Origin of the sequence: Paenibacillus sp. Soil766 (assembly GCF_001428105.1) — a bacterium.
GTDB lineage: Bacteria > Bacillota > Bacilli > Paenibacillales > NBRC-103111 > Paenibacillus_E.
Window position 1 is genome coordinate 81,392 of record NZ_LMSJ01000019.1, and the last position, 15,512, is coordinate 96,903.

Sequence of the window (15,512 nt, forward strand, 5' to 3'; positions counted from 1 at the left end):
CTGAACTCTACAGAGCCAGGGATACACGGCTTTCTTGTCATTTCGTGAGATAACGATCCAGCAGGGCGGCAATTTCAGCCCTAGTCATTGTTTGATCGGGCTTAAAGGAAGTGTCCGATATGCCATTTATGATGCCTTTATCTTTCAAATTTAGGATAGCTAATGCGCTCCACATGGACTTCGGTACATCATCAAATGCTGCTGTATACGTCGGTTGTGAAGTTGGCGAAGTCATTTGTAGAAGCTGATTAAATAAAAAAGCAACTTCCCCGCGTGTGATTGCTTGATTAGGACGTATTGTCCCATCGGCATAGCCTTGTAGTAAGTTTAGTTTCGCAGCCTTGGCAAAAACGGCGCTTGCCCAATGGGAAGTCGATAGATCCGAATAGCTTTTCGTTGCGCCAGTCCCGCAGCTATAAACATTGGAAGTTACACTTCCGTTCGTGCTGCAGACAGCTGGCAGCTTGCCCAAGGAAAATACGCGATCCATTAGCGTCAGGAATTCCGCTCTCGTAAGCGCGCGGTCGGGTTCGTAATTGTTGCCGATCCCTTCGACAATGCCTGTATTCTTCATGCGAAGAACGGCAGATCTAGACCAGTGAACAAGCACATCGGTAAAAAGTGGTGGTTCATAACTGCTAATTCCATTGGCGATGCCGATCGCCATCTTAGAACGAACAGCACTGCTAGCAAGTAAGGCTGCATCGCTAGTATTTGTGAGAAAAGCCGTCTCGACGAGAATACTTGGAATTGTTCCCATTCGGGCCACATAGACTGCACTAGGTGTTAGTCCTAAGTCTTTGGTACCGGCTTGCGCAAGTAAAGCATCCTGTACAAGCTGTGCCAAATTTTTACTATAAGGTGTTAATTGCGTCATCGCACTGCTTGCTGGATAATCTTCTTGGGGGTACGCACTGTCATAATAAAGCACCATGGTTCCGTTAGCTTTGCTGCTCGAATGTGCATTGGCATGAATGGATACGAATAGGTCAGCTTGCTGTTCATTCGTGAAGGCAACCCTTTGAGCGAGTGATAAGAAGGTGTCGTTAGTGCGTGTCATGACGACCTCGTAACCGCGTTCAAGAAGGGCTTGTCTCACCTTTAACGTGATGTCCAGATTGACATCAGTTTCACGCAGTCCACCAACACCAATGGCACCAGGATCACTTCCACCATGTCCGGGATCAAGCACAACCTTGTAAGCGAATGCTTGATAAGGGCATGCAATTGTGAGCAGTAACATGAACAGAATTAGTCTTTTGAATAGAGTCATAGTTGAATTTACCTCCGGTAACTATCTTACTAGGATTGGTCTAGGCTGTAAGCAGGTAAGAATCACCATCGGTTTATTCAACTGCCGGCCGTTTATTTTACATGGAAAAAAGAGGTGAATCCTCGTATAATAGGGCATGTACATACTTGGAGAGGATGGCAGGAATGAAAAAAAACACATTTACACTGATCATTTTTTTAATCGTCGGGTTAATTACTGGGGTTATTATTGGCCAGCTGCTAGCGCCCGTTCCTGCTCTCGCATTTTTAACTAAATCAGTTCAAATTTCTTGGGAACCTAAAGCCGATTTACAAGTTGTGAAATATCAATTCGAACTTTTGGTGAAGCTAAACCTGTGCAGTATTATTGGATTAGTAGGAGCTTATCTCCTATATCGGAAACTCTAGTGAGTTTGTGAACGTTAGAAACGTAGGATTATTATCTAGGAGTTGTTTATCGTGCCAACCAAAGAACATCAAAGACTTATTCTTGCTTCATCGTCGCCGCGGAGGCAGGAGCTTATCCAATCTTTCGGACTACCCTATATCATTCGTGTGAGTGACGCAGATGAGACCGTCGAGCAAAAAATAACGCCATCTGAGCTCGTTGAGCTGCTTTCTTTACGCAAGGCGGGGGCAGTTAGAGACATGCTAGAGGACCAAGATCAACATGGTATTATCATTGGATCGGACACGGTTGTTGTATATAACGAGGAAGTTCTAGGCAAACCGGTAGATGAGCAAGATGCTTTCCGAATGCTGAAAGGATTACAAGGAAATACACATCAGGTGTACAGTGGTGTTGCTTGTGTGGATGCAGCGACGGGTCAGCAGGTTGTCTCGCATAGCGTGACCCATGTGCGGATGAAGCCGATGACGGATAATCAGATTTTGCGCTATATTGCAACTGGAGAGCCCAGAGATAAAGCGGGGTCTTACGCCATTCAAGGTATAGGGGCAACGATAATTAGCGGGATCGAAGGGGATTATTTCACAGTTGTAGGCTTGCCGCTTTCCTTGCTGAGTGATTTATTGCTGACATTTGATATTCAAGTTCTGTAGGCTCATTTCCAAGCATATCCATTCTAGTCCAAAATAGGGTGTTTAGATTGACTGAGCAATCTGTAACGGTTACAATGACAGTAAGCGACATGACTTCGCATTCTTCTGGGAGGTACCAGCCATGAACAGCGAATTTACAATTGCCGTCCACAGCCTTGTTTTATTAGCTCATTTGCCTGATCATATGGCAACTAGCGAAGAAATTGCAGCTAATGTATCTACACATTCTGCACGCATTCGTAAAGTTATGGGCTTTCTTCGAAAAGCAGGTTATGTGTCAACGAAGGAAGGCATCGGTGGCGGTTTTATATTGAGTTGTAAGCCTGAGGAAGTCACACTCGGGGAGATTTACCGCTTGACATGTCAAGGTACTTTGAAGCCGAGCTGGTGCTCAGGTGATGAGTCCAAGCCTTGTATGATATCATCCAAAATGGATAGATTGATGGGTAAAGTTTTCTGCGATGCTGAGAAGCAAATGGAAAATTACTTTGAAGGACATACAATTGGGAGTATGTTAGAACAAATAAGGGCATTTGAATGTCCGCAATCGAATACAGAATCTCTATCCTAGAAGCCCTCGGATCTCACAATCCGGGGGTTTTATGTTGTTTTTAGGGCTTATAGCCGCATGCATGGGATAGCAATAAGTAACATAACCTACATTACGTACGGAAGAGGGGAAAACATGGAAAGCTCAAACTTGATGCTGCGAGAAGTTCCGATCGAAGAGAGACCGCGGGAGCGAATGCTTCAACTGGGGGCAGGGGCGTTAAGTCATGCGGAACTGCTTGCCATTTTATTACGGACTGGTACAGTGGCTGAGTCTGCCATTTATTTGGCAAGCCGGATTCTAAGTGAAAGCGGGGGGCTGCGCAGTCTTGTTGATATGAGCAAGGATCAATTAACGCAGATCAAGGGGATTGGCGATGCCAAGGCGCTTCAAATTCTTGCCGGTATTGAGCTAGGGCGCAGGCTGGCTAAGAGCTCATATGAGGAGCGGATAACGATTCGTTCGCCCAAGGATATCGCTAATTTAATGAGCGAGGATCTTCGCTATTTGCAGAAAGAGCATTTTGTTTGCTTGTTCCTCAACACCAAGAATCATGTCATTGCGCAGGAGACCTTATCTATGGGCAGCTTGAACGCTTCGATTGTCCATCCAAGAGAAGTGTTTCGTGCAGCGATCAAAAGAAGCAGTGCCTCGATCATTTGTGTACATAACCATCCCAGTGGAGATCCTACACCAAGTCCGGAAGATATTAGTCTGACAGGTCGGTTAGTAGAAGCAGGAGCAATAATTGGTATTGAAGTGTTGGATCATGTTATCATTGGAGATCAGAGATTTATAAGTTTGAAGGAACAAGGCTTTATGTAATATAATAGAACACGCAACAGGAAAGGAGCCGTTTGTATGTTTGGTGGTTTTACGAAAGATCTGGGGATTGATTTGGGTACCGCGAACACCTTGGTTTATGTGAAAGGCAGAGGAATTATCGTTAGGGAGCCTTCGGTGGTCGCCCTTCGTACAGATACAAAAACAATTGAAGCAGTCGGTGAATCCGCCAAAAAGATGATTGGTCGTACACCTGGGAATATCCGTGCAGTTCGTCCGATGAAGGATGGCGTTATTGCCGATTTCGACACGACCGCAACGATGATTCGATACTTTATTCGACAAGCACAGAAGCAACGGTGGTTGTTTCCGCGTCATCCGAATGTGATGGTATGTGTGCCATCGGGGATTACGGCTGTAGAGAAGCGTGCCGTTGAAGATGCAACGAAGCAAGCTGGAGCAAGAGAAGCCTATACGATCGAGGAGCCTTTCGCTGCTGCGATTGGAGCAGATCTTCCAGTTTGGGAACCAACCGGAAGTATGGTTGTTGATATTGGCGGAGGTACGACAGAAGTTGCTGTTATCTCACTTGGCGGTATTGTAACCAGTCGATCGATTCGTATTGCTGGTGATGAAATGGATGAGGCCATTATTCAATATATTAAACGTACATACAACCTCATGATTGGAGAACGCACAGCGGAAACGTTGAAGATCGAAATCGGCTCGGCGCTTAACACGGATAAAGCAGAAACGCTGGAAATTCGTGGCCGAGATCTTGTAAGCGGACTGCCGAAAACGATGAGTGTAACGTCTGTTGAGATTACGGAATCGTTGTCGGACACAGTAAGTGCCATTGTGGATGCCGTAAAAGTCACCCTTGAGAAATGTCCTCCCGAGCTATCTGCGGATATTATGGATCGCGGTATTGTGCTGACTGGCGGAGGAGGATTGCTCCGTAATTTGGACCGACTTCTAGCAAGAGAAACAGGGATGCCCGTTATGGTTGCCGAAAATCCCCTTGATTGCGTTGCGATTGGAACGGGACGTGCATTAGAGAACATTCACTTATTCAAAAACAAATCAGGATCTGGTTCGAGATATAAGGGTTAATATTCGTTAGAAGGTGCTAATTTGTTTAAATTCATGGGAAATAAACGACTTATTTTTCTTATGTCTGGTTTAGTCTGTTTCTTTATTCTAATGGGACTAACACTAGGGAATCGAGGGCCGATGACATGGCCTGAGAAGTTCGTCAAAGACTCCGTATCATGGACGCAAGGACTCTTGTACAAGCCCGCTGCGCAGGTAGCGGGCTTCTTCGAAGACATCAGACAGCTGCGAGTCATTTATGAAGAAAACAAGACATTGAAGCTGACGCTCACGCAATATGCACGAGATACACAGCGATTGAACGAGCTTGAATCACAGAATAAGCGTCTGTTGGATGAGCTTGGTTTCACAGAACGTCAGCGACAAGCCAACAACTATACGTATCGAATCGCTGAGGTCGTGACCATTGATCCAGATCCGTACAATAGCACCGTGACGATTAATTTAGGTGATAAAGATGGGATTAAGGAGAATATGGCGGTTATGACTGTCGATGGCTTAGTGGGAAGAGTGAGCAAAGTGTTTGGATTTCACTCCAACGTGCAGCTGTTATCAGAGACGAATGATACCGACAACAACTCCAAAGCAATCGCCGTTACAGTCAAAGGGAATGATTCGCAGCCATTCGGGATGATTGAATCCTATGATCCTAAGGTTGGGGAGTTAGTGATGAATAAGGTTGAACTTGCTGATGATATGAAAGTCGGCGATACGATTATTACATCAGGCTTAGGGCAGGTTTTTCCAAAGGGGATAGAAGTGGGAACGATCTCTTCGATTGGACCTGGGGAATTCGGCATTACATATAAGGTAATGGTCAAGCCCAAAGCGTCCTTTAACCGAATCCGTGAAGTGTTCGTCGTTGAAGTTCCGGAAGTGAAATGAGGTGAGCGGGCAAATGAATAGACATGTGTTATGGCTCATCCTCTTCGGTCTGTTTATCCTTCAAGGTAGTTTAGTTGTATGGTTATTGCCAGCCTCATGGCAATCGATCGTCTATGTAACACCACACTTACCCTTGGTATTCATCATCTTTATTGGACTTTTTCATCATCGTCATGCGGCTTTAGTTTACGGATTGCTGTTTGGACTGTTACACGATTTTACTTACTATGGAGCGATGTTGGGCGTATACTCTTTCAGCATGGGGCTCGTAGGCTATTTGGCAGGTCTTGCGCAGCGCCGGCAGCCCAATCTTATTTTTTACAACTTGCTTATTACAAGCCTAGGGTTATTAATATTTGAGTTTCTCAACTATGGGATCAACCGCTTATTCAAACTGATTGCCATTGATTGGAATTTTGCTCTCACCCATTACATGCTCCCAAGTGTTCTATTCAATTTACTTGTGGCCTTGATTTGCTACGTTCCCATCCGCAAACTGCTTGAAGGCAAACGACTTGCAGCGTCAGCGAAGGAAGATTAATTTTCCAGGCGATAAGCAGGAGAATTTAGAACAAGGGCCGAAATGTATAGGTTGGGAGGTCGTCATGCCATTATGTCTGTAGCGAAGCACCATGTTATGATTAAAGGGGTCAAAGATGGCCTTGTATTTTTACTAAATGACGCATGCGATTGGCAAGAGCTGTTGCAAGAGCTGCAACATAAGCTTGAGAAAACGCATCAACAAATATTAACGGGTCCGATTATTCATGTGAATGTCAAGTTGGGCAACCGTGAGGCCACCGATGAGCAGAAAGAAGAGATTCGAGCTGTGATTAAGCAGAAGGGGAATCTCTTGATTCAATCGATCGAAAGTGAGCCGTCTAAAGTGGAGGCTCCACCGGAGCCCAAGGTCTCGATGACTACGCTAAGAGGAATGATTCGTTCAGGTCAAACCCTTCACAACGAAGGTGATTTGCTTTATTTAGGTGATGTTAACCCAGGAGGAATCATTACATCTACAGGGAACATTTACATAATGGGATCACTTCGCGGTATGGCTCACGCAGGGTCAGATGGAGACGAGAAAGCAATCATTGCTGCGTCTCATATGCGGCCTACCCAATTACGTATTGCCGGGGTCATCAGTCGTTCTCCAGATGAGTGGGGGATCGAAGAGGCTTTCATGGAATTTGCTTATGTCAAAGAAGGCAAAATGGAGATCGATAAGCTGCATCAGCTTCATCGGATTTGGCCGGATGCTCCAATTAAATAATTATTTTTAACATATAAACTGTGTCTGGGGTGAGGAATATGGGAGAGGCTATCGTTGTCACCTCAGGTAAAGGTGGCGTTGGTAAGACGACGACTTCCGCTAATCTGGGGACTGCACTTGCGCTTCTGGGGAAAAAAGTATGCATGGTTGATACGGATATTGGTTTACGTAATCTGGATGTCGTGATGGGTTTGGAAAATCGGATTATCTATGACCTCGTGGACGTTGCTGAAGGTCGATGCCGATTGCCGCAAGCGTTAATTAAGGACAAACGATTTGACGAGCTGTATTTATTGCCAGCTGCTCAAACGAAGGACAAGCACGCCGTATCTCCGGAACAGGTGCGGACGATTATTTTGGAACTCAAAAATGATTTCGAATATGTCATTATCGACTGCCCAGCAGGGATTGAGCAGGGCTTCAAGAACGCGGTTGCAGGTGCAGATAAAGCCATTGTCGTGACGACTCCAGAGAATGCTGCTGTGCGTGATGCGGATCGAATTATTGGCCTTTTGGAGAATGAGAAAATATCTTCACCAAAGCTTGTCATCAATCGGATTCGTCCTCAAATGGTGAAAAAAGGCGAAATGCTGGATATCGATGAAATTTGCTCTGTGCTAGCAATAGATTTGTTAGGCATTGTGCCGGATGATGAGCACGTTATTAAGGCGGCTAATCTAGGTGAGCCTACGGTGATGAACCCTTCATCACGCGCAGCCATTGCGTATCGGAATATTGCTAGGCGTATTGTTGGCGATACCGTGCCGCTTATGCAGCTTGAAGACAAAACCGGTTGGGTAAAACGAATGAAAAAGTTTATTGGAATAGGATGATTGTTCTGTGTTTGCCAAACTGAAAAACATTGATATTCCAATTGTTGTCATTCTGATTGCCTTCATGGTGATAAGTACAATGATGGTCTACAGCGCTTCTGTCGATCATCCGACCATTAATATCAGCATAACGAAAATTCTGATTTTATATGCGGTAGGACTTGTCGCTTTTCTAGCCTGTAGTTTATTCGATTATCGTGTACTCATACGAATTGCCCCATACTTGTATGGGATTGGAATTGTCTCATTGATTGCTGTCTATTTTTTTGGTAAAAAGATTCACGGTGCCCGCGGCTGGTTTGAGCTTCCGGGTGGATTGACATTCCAACCAGCAGAGCTCGTCAAGTTAATCTTGATTATTTGCATTACAGCTCTGCTTGCCAGACGCGGCGGGGATTTACTTCAGGTGAAGAATGATATTATTCCTGTCGGGCTAGCTGTTTTTCTCCCTTTCGTACTTGTGCTCATACAGCCAGATTTAGGGAATGCGATTATTTTTGTCATTATTTTGATTGGAATGCTATGGATAGGGAATATCAAATACTCGCAAGTATTGATAAGTATTCTTCTCGTGGCTGGAGTAGGCTTCCTGATGCTTACGTTATATAAGCATTTTCATGATAGTTTGTTTGGATTGCTTAAAGGTTTTGGTTTTAGTCATTGGATGGACCGAATTGATACGTATCTGTACCCACAGGAAGTATCCGAGGATGATAGTTGGCAAGTACGAAATGCGGTAAGAGCTATTGGTTCAGGTGGGCTTGAGGGAGAGGGGTATCTACTTGGTACTTCCGTGCATAGTAATTTTATTCCTTACGCATATTCCGATTCTATCTTCGTCGTAGTCGGTGAAGAATTCGGATTCCGAGGTTCTGCTGTTTTGTTGCTAATTTATTTCATGCTTATTTACCGGATGATTCTAATTTCGATTCAAAGCACCAATATCGGTGGCGCGTATATCGTCGTTGGTGTTGTGTCGATGTTCGTTTTTCAAATATTTGAAAATGTGGGAATGTTAATTGGTATCATGCCATTAACGGGTATTACGCTTCCTTTTGTAAGTTATGGAGGAACTTCGCTCTTGATCAATATGCTCTCAATTGGTCTTGTCATGAGTGTGAAGCTGCATCAGGAGCGGGCCCCTGAATTGTTTTAACAGCTGTATCGATGTTAAGTCCGTGACCTATCGGGGTTGCGGGCTTTTTCTATGGCTGCAAACAGAATGAAGGCTGCACTTTTCACATAATCTTGTCCATCTGCTCATAGGCTGTACTAATGAAAGTCTATAAGGAGGGGATTCTATGGTTATAAAAGATAAAGTAAAGCAACGCCGGTTAGAGCGACTTCGCCATTTGCGAGAATCGTCAGAAGCAACTCTTGGGAATGGAAGCTCTCACAGATCCTCTCCGTCGGTTGATTTCCTTTTGCCACCTTCACGCCAGAAAGAGGAATTGCCTTTATACGCAGATCCTGATTGGAGAAGGCAGATGGAGGATCCTGAATTTGCTTGGAGACAGAAGATTATGATGGATACGGCGCATGATGATACAGAAAGAGGTTTTCTCACCCCTCCTTCTGCGCGGAGAATTGCTTTTAAGCTGCTGATCAGCGGTGTTATATTTGCTTCTGTTTATGGCATGTTTCACATAGACAAGCCTTGGGCTAATCAAGGGAAGCTCTATATCACGGCAGCACTAACGCAGTCCTATGACTTTACGGCTTTGTCCGCTTGGTATGCCGATAAGTTCGGGGGAGCTCCCTCCTTTATTCCAAGCTTTAACCGCGCAGGCAATGAAGCCGTGATTGTAAGTACTTCGAAGCGCACGTTGTTCGCACCAGCCAAAGGAAGCGTGTTGATAAGGTATGACGGGGCAACTCATAAAGGAGTCCAATTGAACGCAGCTGAGTATGCTCCAGTGTATGCGATGGACACAGGGCAGGTTATTTTTGCAGGGACAACTACGGATACGGGATTAACAATTATGATTCGACATCCAGGAGGGCTGGAGTCATTATATGGTGGACTGAGTGAGGTTACTGTAGCAGTAGGGGATTGGATGAAAGTTGGGGAGCCGATTGGTAAGGCGTCTGCCAAAGATCCAGCGCAGGGGAATTTGTATTTCTCGGTCATGAAAGAAGGAATGACGATCAATCCGGCGGATGTGATCACCTTTGATTAAATGGGCAGGGACCAAATATCGATTTCATCCACTATTTACACTAATTATGATTGGCTGTGCGATTACGGGGTATTTCCTTGAGGCAATCACGTTATTCGGCATCGTACTCATCCATGAGCTTGGACATTTAACCGCGGCGAAAGGCTTCGGTTGGAGAGTACAAGAAGTGCAACTACTTCCTTTTGGTGGTGTCTTAATTGTTGATGAGCTAGGGAGTACCTCGACTCGTGAAGAATTGATCGTCGCTATAGCGGGACCACTTCAACACGTATGGATGATTGGGCTGGCGATGATCATGAAGGCGTTTGATCTAGGCAGTGGCAACTGGTGGGACTACTTCATTGAAGCGAATCTCATGATCTGTTTATTCAATCTAATCCCTGTGATGCCACTCGATGGCGGGAAAATCATGCAAGGTTTATTAGGCTATTTGATGTCGTTCCATGACTCGATTGTCTACTCGGTTTGGATTAGTATGATCATAAGCTTCTCGATCATTGTTATGGCAATTATTCAGCTCGTACAAGGGCAGCTGCCGATTAATATCCTGGTTATAGGTTTGTTTCTGCTTGTATCCAATTGGTACGCTTACAGGCAGATTCCTTATCACTTTTTACGTTTTCTAATGGGCCGCGGGTTGCGTGTAGGGCAGTTATTGAGCCGAGGTACAAGAGCGCAGCCTATAGTAATTACGAAGCAACTTACGATGGCAGAGACGTTGAAGCTTTTTATGCGAGAACGATACCACTTAATTTATATTGTGAATGAAGCAGGGCGCATCCAAGCCGTGTTGCCTGAACAGCAAATCGTCGGCGGTTATTTAGATGGGAAAAAACCGGGGAGTGCAGTTTCCGATCTTTTCATGTAAAATAACTGGTGAGGTGAAGCATGTATGAAGCAACTGATAATTCACTGCACCCCAGAACTTACACAAGCGGCATTGCTAGAGGATGGACGTCTTGTGGAGTATGATACACAGTATCCGCTTGAATCTCAACGGGCAGGCAGCATCTACATGGGCCGCATCGTTAACGTACTTCCTGGCATGCAAGCGGCATTCGTCGATATTGGACTTGCGAAGAATGCCTTTCTTTATATAGACGATCTCCTCCCCGTTCATGTGGACAAGCAGCCTAAGATTAAGCCTTCCATAACGGATATTGCTGAAGTTGGGCAAATGCTAATGGTTCAAGTGAGCAAGGATCCACAGGGTACCAAAGGGGCGAGAGTAACTACACATGTTTCCATTCCGGGCCGTTGGATTGTTTATATGCCAGATGCTGATTATATTGCCATATCTCGCAAAATTGATCTAGACGCAGAGCGGCAGCGACTGAAGCAGCTAGCAGAAGGGAATCTGATGCCTGGTGAAGGCGTCATTATTCGCACTGGTGCAATAGGTCAAAGTGAAGAATCCATTCGAGACGATCTGCAAAATTTACGCGATGTATGGAGTACAATACTAGCTAAACGGGAAGAAACGCATGTTCCCGCTCAGCTTTATCAGGACTTGGATTTACTACCTAAGCTAGCGCGTGATGTGATCTCCGATGAAGTTCAAGAAGTGTGGATGAGCAATAACAAAGTGTTTGAAGAGATGAGAACCTTATTGCGCAAGCAGCAGCCCAGCTGGCGTGGTCGCATCGCTTTCTACGATCGTCGAACACCTATGTTCGATCATTTCGGCGTCACAGAAGAGCTGAACCAGAGCTTTCGACGCAAAGTATGGCTTCCTAGCGGCGGATATTTGATCATCGATCAAACCGAGGCACTGACGGTCGTTGATGTCAACACGGGTCGATACACGGGTTCTATTGATTTAGAACAAACGGTTACAGATATTAATCGTGAAGCAGCTGTCGAGATCCCTAGACTTTTGCGGCTTCGTAATCTTAGAGGCATCATTATTGTTGATTTTATTGATATGCATGCAGAAGACAATCGGGCGAAGGTCATGGCGAATATGGCGGAAGCTGTACGCAAGGATCGTTCGAAGACGACAATTGTCGGTTGGACCAAGTTAGGATTATTGGAAATGACTCGAAAACGGAAATAAAAGATTGCATATGAAAATATAACTGTGATATAATACTCGGAGTGTGTTGTTTAGGCATGCTGTAACCGCACGAAACAGGTCGAAGTACGCGAGTGGATTCCGTTCCGTTCCGTCACCTGCACAAGGCGAGTCTGAGACATGAGGAGGTAATGAAAATGTACGCAATTATTGAAACAGGTGGTAAACAGTACAAAGTTCAAGAGGGCGATGTTCTTTACATCGAGAAATTGAACGCTGCTGAGGGTGAGGTTGTTTCTTTTGATCGTGTGTTCTTGGTTTCCAAAGAGGATGGCCTAGTAGTAGGTGCTCCATTGGTTGCAGGTGCTTCAGTTTCCGCGAAAGTGGAGAAACACGGCAAAGGTGCAAAAGTCATCGTTTATAAGTACAAACCGAAAAAGAACTATCACAAAAAGCAAGGTCATCGTCAACCGTACACAAGAGTAGTAGTTGAGAAAATCCAAGCGTAAGAGACAAGCCTATGATCTACGTGACCATAGAACGTCTTGCACCGGATTCACCTCAAATTCTTTCTTTTGTCGTTGAAGGCCATGCTGAATATGACATACCTGGCAAAGACTTGGTCTGCGCTGCGGTATCAGCGATTTCCGTTGGTACCTGTAACTCGATAGAATCCTTAACCGGTGTGATTCCCATTCACGAAATGGAGCCTGGACTGCTGGATATAACCATCCCTGATAGTGCGCGTGCCATCCCTGAAACTTGGAATCAAGTGCAGTTAATTATAGAATCGATGGTCGTTATGTTACAAACGATTGAACAAACTTACGGTGATTATATAACGATTGAAACAATCTATCACAAAGGAGGATAACACCATGTTTTTGAAATTGGATCTCCAATTATTCGCTTCCAAAAAAGGGGTAGGTTCCACAAAGAACGGTCGTGACTCACACTCTAAGCGCCTTGGCGCTAAACGTGCTGACGGTCAAACTGTTACTGCTGGAAGCATTCTTTACCGTCAACGCGGTACCAAAATTCACCCAGGAACGAACGTAGGCATCGGTTCGGATGATACACTTTTCGCTTTGGTACAAGGCGTAGTGAAATTCGAGCGTTTGGGCCGCGATCGCAAAAAAGTGAGCGTATACCCAGTTGATGTAGCTCCTGTAGCTGCAGCTCTAGAAGCGTAATTAGAATCCCTGGTGAGCGAGAGTTCATCCAGGGATTTTTTCTCAGGTATGCATGAAAAAACCTCTAACCGTGATCACTCATTTCGGATGGTCGAGGGCGGGGGTTTTCTCGTTTGTTTGGTGAAGTTTTCCAAGCAGCATGATATACTGGATGAACGGTTACAAAGCAGGAGAACGGGGCGAGCGGATAATGAAGCAATTGGGCAGCGCACAGGTCTATGTATTAGCACTTGTGCTCATAGGATTGACTGGCTTGTTGGTGACAGAACCGTGGATTATTCGAGTGGCATTTCTACTAATTATTCTCGTAAGTGGGTATACAGCTTGGAGACTAGAAGTAAGTAGAATGGAAGAAAAGTGGCGTTCTACGCTGAAGCAGCAAGAGCAAGAGGATCATCTAAAGTTGATTGCCGTTGTAAATCGCTTGCGGCATGATTGGATGAATGATACCCAGATATTATTTGGTTACATTCAAATGAAGAAGTTTGATAATTTGCGGCCATATATGGAAAAAATAAAAATGACTATGCAGCAGGAAAGCAATCTTTCCAAGTTGGGAATCCCCTCTTTTATTGCTTACTTGCTTCAATTCCGTGTGCAGTCCAAGACGTTAGAGCTGAATGTGGAGGTCGAACAGGAAATTAATCTTGGACAACTCCCGATTCAGCACGGACTGATTGAACGATTGGTTCGCCAAATGGTGGCATGCATCCAGGAACATACGGCATTTGAAGATGGGGAAAGTGGCACACTCAGCTTGGAGTTTGATGTTCAAGAAGATGGCTTACTGCTTGATTTTGTATATCAAGGCCCCTATAAACGGGAGCAACTTGAGCAATCTGTTTTAGCGCGTTTTGTATCGAAAGGTTCCCAGTATTCGCTTGAGAATGATGATTGGCATGAAGAAGAAGCAAGTGTCACACTACGATTGCCGTTTCATATATAAAGTTGAGGTGTAGGAAATGTTTGTTGATAAGGCGAAGATTTTTGTAAAAGGCGGCGACGGTGGTGACGGTTTAGTTGCTTTCCGTCGGGAGAAGTATGTACCGGAGGGTGGTCCTGCCGGTGGTGATGGAGGCAACGGTGGTGATGTTGTTTTCCGCGTAGATGAAGGCTTACGGACATTGATGGATTTCCGTTATCAGAAGCACTTCAAAGCAGATCGCGGCGAGAAGGGTCGCAACAAATCGATGCATGGAGCCAATTCAGAGGATATGATCGTTCGTATCCCCCCTGGGACGACCATTATTGATGATGACACGCAAGAAGTGATTGCTGATCTAACGCGTCATGGCCAAGAAGTCGTTGTTGCGAAAGGTGGCCGAGGTGGTAGAGGGAATACTCGCTTCGCAACTGCGCGTGTAACGGCTCCTGAGATTGCGGAGAACGGTGAAGAAGGCGTAGAGCGTTGGGTTATCTTAGAAATGAAAGTAATGGCTGACGTAGGGCTTGTCGGATTCCCGAGTGTGGGTAAATCAACTTTATTGTCTGTCGTTTCTGCCGCGAAGCCTAAGATTGCAGCGTATCACTTCACAACGTTAACCCCAAACTTAGGTGTAGTTGATGTTGGAGATGGCAGAAGCTTCGTGATGGCAGATTTGCCTGGCTTGATCGAAGGCGCTCACGAAGGTGTAGGTTTGGGGCATGAGTTTCTTCGTCACGTAGAGCGGACGCGGGTTATTGTACATGTCGTGGACATGTCGGCTGCGGACGGACGTGATCCTTATGAGGATTTCATCAAAATCAATGAAGAAATCAAGCTCTATAATGCGAAGCTAGAGCAACGTCCTCAAATCGTTGTAGCAAACAAAATGGACATGCCGGAGTCTGAAGATAACTTGGCCTTGTTCAAAGAGCAGTTGGCTGCTGACGGTAAAGATTATGCCGTTTATCCGATTTCGGCATTGACGCGCGGCGGTGTTCAAGAGCTGCTGTATAAGATTTCTGACATCGTGGAAAGCATCCCGAATGCCCCTGAGGTTGAGGGAGTAGCTGAAACGGAAGAGCGTAAGGTCTATCGCTTTGAGAAACGCGAAGAGAATGATTTCACGATACGTCGTGATAATGATGTATTCGTTATAGAAAGTACATCGATTGAGAAATTGATTAAGCGAACGAATTTTACGACTCAAGATGGCATCGCGCGTTTTGCTCGTATTTTGCGAAACATGGGCATTGATGATGAGTTGCGTAAACGTGGCGCTGTACATGGACAGACGATTCAAATTGGTGACTTTGATTTCGAATTCGACGAGAACAATTTATAATGGCAGGCACTTATCCAACACGGATAGGTGCTTTTTTTATTTGGTTCAATCAAATGTTATGATACTTGACACGTTAAACTAAAAGTA

The 15,512-nt window shown here is 45.1% G+C and carries 19 protein-coding genes; 18 read left to right on the plus strand and 1 reads right to left on the minus strand.

Going from position 1 to position 15,512, the window contains the following annotated elements:
• Nucleotides 1-37: 37 nt before the first annotated feature.
• On the minus strand, nt 38-1,273 hold the full coding sequence (locus ASG89_RS15530; RefSeq protein ID WP_057311621.1) for an N-acetylmuramoyl-L-alanine amidase: 1,236 nt from the start codon (nt 1,271-1,273) through the stop codon (nt 38-40).
• 164 nt (nt 1,274-1,437) lie between these two features.
• Here ASG89_RS15530 and ASG89_RS15535 point away from each other — a divergent pair, with 164 nt between their 5' ends.
• The 18 genes from ASG89_RS15535 (at nt 1,438) to obgE (ending at nt 15,425) form a co-directional block, all read left to right on the plus strand.
• Nucleotides 1,438-1,680, plus strand: a complete 243-nt coding sequence (locus tag ASG89_RS15535; RefSeq protein ID WP_057311622.1) for a DUF4321 domain-containing protein — start codon at nt 1,438-1,440, stop codon at nt 1,678-1,680.
• Between the two features lie 51 nt (nt 1,681-1,731).
• Complete coding sequence (locus ASG89_RS15540; RefSeq protein WP_057311623.1) at nt 1,732-2,334, plus strand: Maf family protein; 603 nt, start codon at nt 1,732-1,734, stop codon at nt 2,332-2,334.
• Nucleotides 2,335-2,455: 121 nt separating this feature from the next.
• Nucleotides 2,456-2,905, plus strand: coding sequence for an RrF2 family transcriptional regulator (locus ASG89_RS15545; protein ID WP_057311624.1), 450 nt, complete (start codon nt 2,456-2,458; stop codon nt 2,903-2,905).
• 114 nt (nt 2,906-3,019) lie between these two features.
• Nucleotides 3,020-3,709: a RadC family protein gene (gene radC, locus ASG89_RS15550; protein ID WP_057311625.1), complete on the plus strand. Its 690-nt coding sequence runs from the start codon at nt 3,020-3,022 to the stop codon at nt 3,707-3,709.
• Nucleotides 3,710-3,745: 36 nt separating this feature from the next.
• On the plus strand, nt 3,746-4,780 hold the full coding sequence (locus tag ASG89_RS15555; RefSeq protein WP_057311626.1) for a rod shape-determining protein: 1,035 nt from the start codon (nt 3,746-3,748) through the stop codon (nt 4,778-4,780).
• A 21-nt stretch (nt 4,781-4,801) separates the two neighbouring features.
• Entirely contained in the window at nt 4,802-5,665 is an 864-nt protein-coding gene (gene mreC, locus ASG89_RS15560; RefSeq protein ID WP_235549780.1) for a rod shape-determining protein MreC, read from the plus strand.
• Between the two features lie 13 nt (nt 5,666-5,678).
• On the plus strand, nt 5,679-6,206 hold the full coding sequence (gene mreD, locus ASG89_RS15565) for a rod shape-determining protein MreD (protein WP_057311627.1): 528 nt from the start codon (nt 5,679-5,681) through the stop codon (nt 6,204-6,206).
• A gap of 72 nt (nt 6,207-6,278) precedes the next feature.
• Nucleotides 6,279-6,938, plus strand: a complete 660-nt coding sequence (gene minC, locus ASG89_RS15570) for a septum site-determining protein MinC (RefSeq protein WP_057311628.1) — start codon at nt 6,279-6,281, stop codon at nt 6,936-6,938.
• A 38-nt stretch (nt 6,939-6,976) separates the two neighbouring features.
• The gene (gene minD / locus ASG89_RS15575; RefSeq protein WP_057311629.1) at nt 6,977-7,771 is read left to right on the plus strand and encodes a septum site-determining protein MinD; all 795 of its coding nucleotides are present in this window, start codon (nt 6,977-6,979) and stop codon (nt 7,769-7,771) included.
• Nucleotides 7,772-7,778: 7 nt separating this feature from the next.
• Nucleotides 7,779-8,927 carry an FtsW/RodA/SpoVE family cell cycle protein gene (locus tag ASG89_RS15580; RefSeq protein WP_057311630.1) on the plus strand — a complete coding sequence of 383 codons (1,149 nt, stop codon included), beginning with the start codon at nt 7,779-7,781 and terminating at the stop codon, nt 8,925-8,927.
• Between the two features lie 145 nt (nt 8,928-9,072).
• The gene (locus ASG89_RS15585) at nt 9,073-9,951 is read left to right on the plus strand and encodes a M23 family metallopeptidase (protein ID WP_057311631.1); all 879 of its coding nucleotides are present in this window, start codon (nt 9,073-9,075) and stop codon (nt 9,949-9,951) included.
• The gene (locus ASG89_RS15590; protein WP_063867918.1) at nt 9,944-10,819 is read left to right on the plus strand and encodes a M50 family metallopeptidase; all 876 of its coding nucleotides are present in this window, start codon (nt 9,944-9,946) and stop codon (nt 10,817-10,819) included. Before ASG89_RS15585 ends, ASG89_RS15590 begins: the two co-directional genes overlap by 8 nt.
• Before the next feature lie 24 nt (nt 10,820-10,843).
• A complete protein-coding gene (locus ASG89_RS15595) occupies nt 10,844-12,007 on the plus strand; it encodes an Rne/Rng family ribonuclease (RefSeq protein WP_057311632.1) in 1,164 nt (387 codons plus the stop codon).
• A 155-nt stretch (nt 12,008-12,162) separates the two neighbouring features.
• Nucleotides 12,163-12,474, plus strand: coding sequence for a 50S ribosomal protein L21 (gene rplU / locus ASG89_RS15600; RefSeq protein WP_028555793.1), 312 nt, complete (start codon nt 12,163-12,165; stop codon nt 12,472-12,474).
• An 11-nt stretch (nt 12,475-12,485) separates the two neighbouring features.
• Nucleotides 12,486-12,839 (plus strand): ribosomal-processing cysteine protease Prp, encoded by a 354-nt coding sequence (locus ASG89_RS15605; protein WP_057311633.1) that lies wholly within the window; start codon nt 12,486-12,488, stop codon nt 12,837-12,839.
• Nucleotides 12,840-12,843: 4 nt separating this feature from the next.
• Nucleotides 12,844-13,158, plus strand: coding sequence for a 50S ribosomal protein L27 (gene rpmA, locus ASG89_RS15610; RefSeq protein WP_036742986.1), 315 nt, complete (start codon nt 12,844-12,846; stop codon nt 13,156-13,158).
• Nucleotides 13,159-13,297: 139 nt separating this feature from the next.
• Nucleotides 13,298-14,104, plus strand: a complete 807-nt coding sequence (locus ASG89_RS15615) for a Spo0B domain-containing protein (protein WP_082593282.1) — start codon at nt 13,298-13,300, stop codon at nt 14,102-14,104.
• Between the two features lie 16 nt (nt 14,105-14,120).
• The gene (obgE, locus tag ASG89_RS15620) at nt 14,121-15,425 is read left to right on the plus strand and encodes a GTPase ObgE (protein WP_057311635.1); all 1,305 of its coding nucleotides are present in this window, start codon (nt 14,121-14,123) and stop codon (nt 15,423-15,425) included.
• The last annotated feature ends 87 nt before the right edge of the window (nt 15,426-15,512 follow it).

Bases quoted from the DNA above. Each gene is read 5' to 3' on its own strand.
- rpmA (WP_036742986.1), top strand. From the start codon at position 12,844: ATGTTTTTGAAATTGGATCTCCAATTATTCGCTTCCAAAAAAGGGGTA.
- ASG89_RS15595 (WP_057311632.1), top strand. From the start codon at position 10,844: ATGAAGCAACTGATAATTCACTGCACCCCAGAACTTACACAAGCGGCA.
- ASG89_RS15535 (WP_057311622.1), top strand. From the start codon at position 1,438: ATGAAAAAAAACACATTTACACTGATCATTTTTTTAATCGTCGGGTTA.
- mreD (WP_057311627.1), top strand. From the start codon at position 5,679: ATGAATAGACATGTGTTATGGCTCATCCTCTTCGGTCTGTTTATCCTT.
- obgE (WP_057311635.1), top strand. From the start codon at position 14,121: ATGTTTGTTGATAAGGCGAAGATTTTTGTAAAAGGCGGCGACGGTGGT.
- ASG89_RS15555 (WP_057311626.1), top strand. From the start codon at position 3,746: ATGTTTGGTGGTTTTACGAAAGATCTGGGGATTGATTTGGGTACCGCG.
- ASG89_RS15615 (WP_082593282.1), top strand. From the start codon at position 13,298: ATGATATACTGGATGAACGGTTACAAAGCAGGAGAACGGGGCGAGCGG.
- ASG89_RS15585 (WP_057311631.1), top strand. From the start codon at position 9,073: ATGGTTATAAAAGATAAAGTAAAGCAACGCCGGTTAGAGCGACTTCGC.
- radC (WP_057311625.1), top strand. From the start codon at position 3,020: ATGGAAAGCTCAAACTTGATGCTGCGAGAAGTTCCGATCGAAGAGAGA.
- minC (WP_057311628.1), top strand. From the start codon at position 6,279: ATGTCTGTAGCGAAGCACCATGTTATGATTAAAGGGGTCAAAGATGGC.
- ASG89_RS15530 (WP_057311621.1), bottom strand. From the start codon at position 1,273: ATGACTCTATTCAAAAGACTAATTCTGTTCATGTTACTGCTCACAATT.
- ASG89_RS15545 (WP_057311624.1), top strand. From the start codon at position 2,456: ATGAACAGCGAATTTACAATTGCCGTCCACAGCCTTGTTTTATTAGCT.
- minD (WP_057311629.1), top strand. From the start codon at position 6,977: ATGGGAGAGGCTATCGTTGTCACCTCAGGTAAAGGTGGCGTTGGTAAG.
- ASG89_RS15605 (WP_057311633.1), top strand. From the start codon at position 12,486: ATGATCTACGTGACCATAGAACGTCTTGCACCGGATTCACCTCAAATT.
- rplU (WP_028555793.1), top strand. From the start codon at position 12,163: ATGTACGCAATTATTGAAACAGGTGGTAAACAGTACAAAGTTCAAGAG.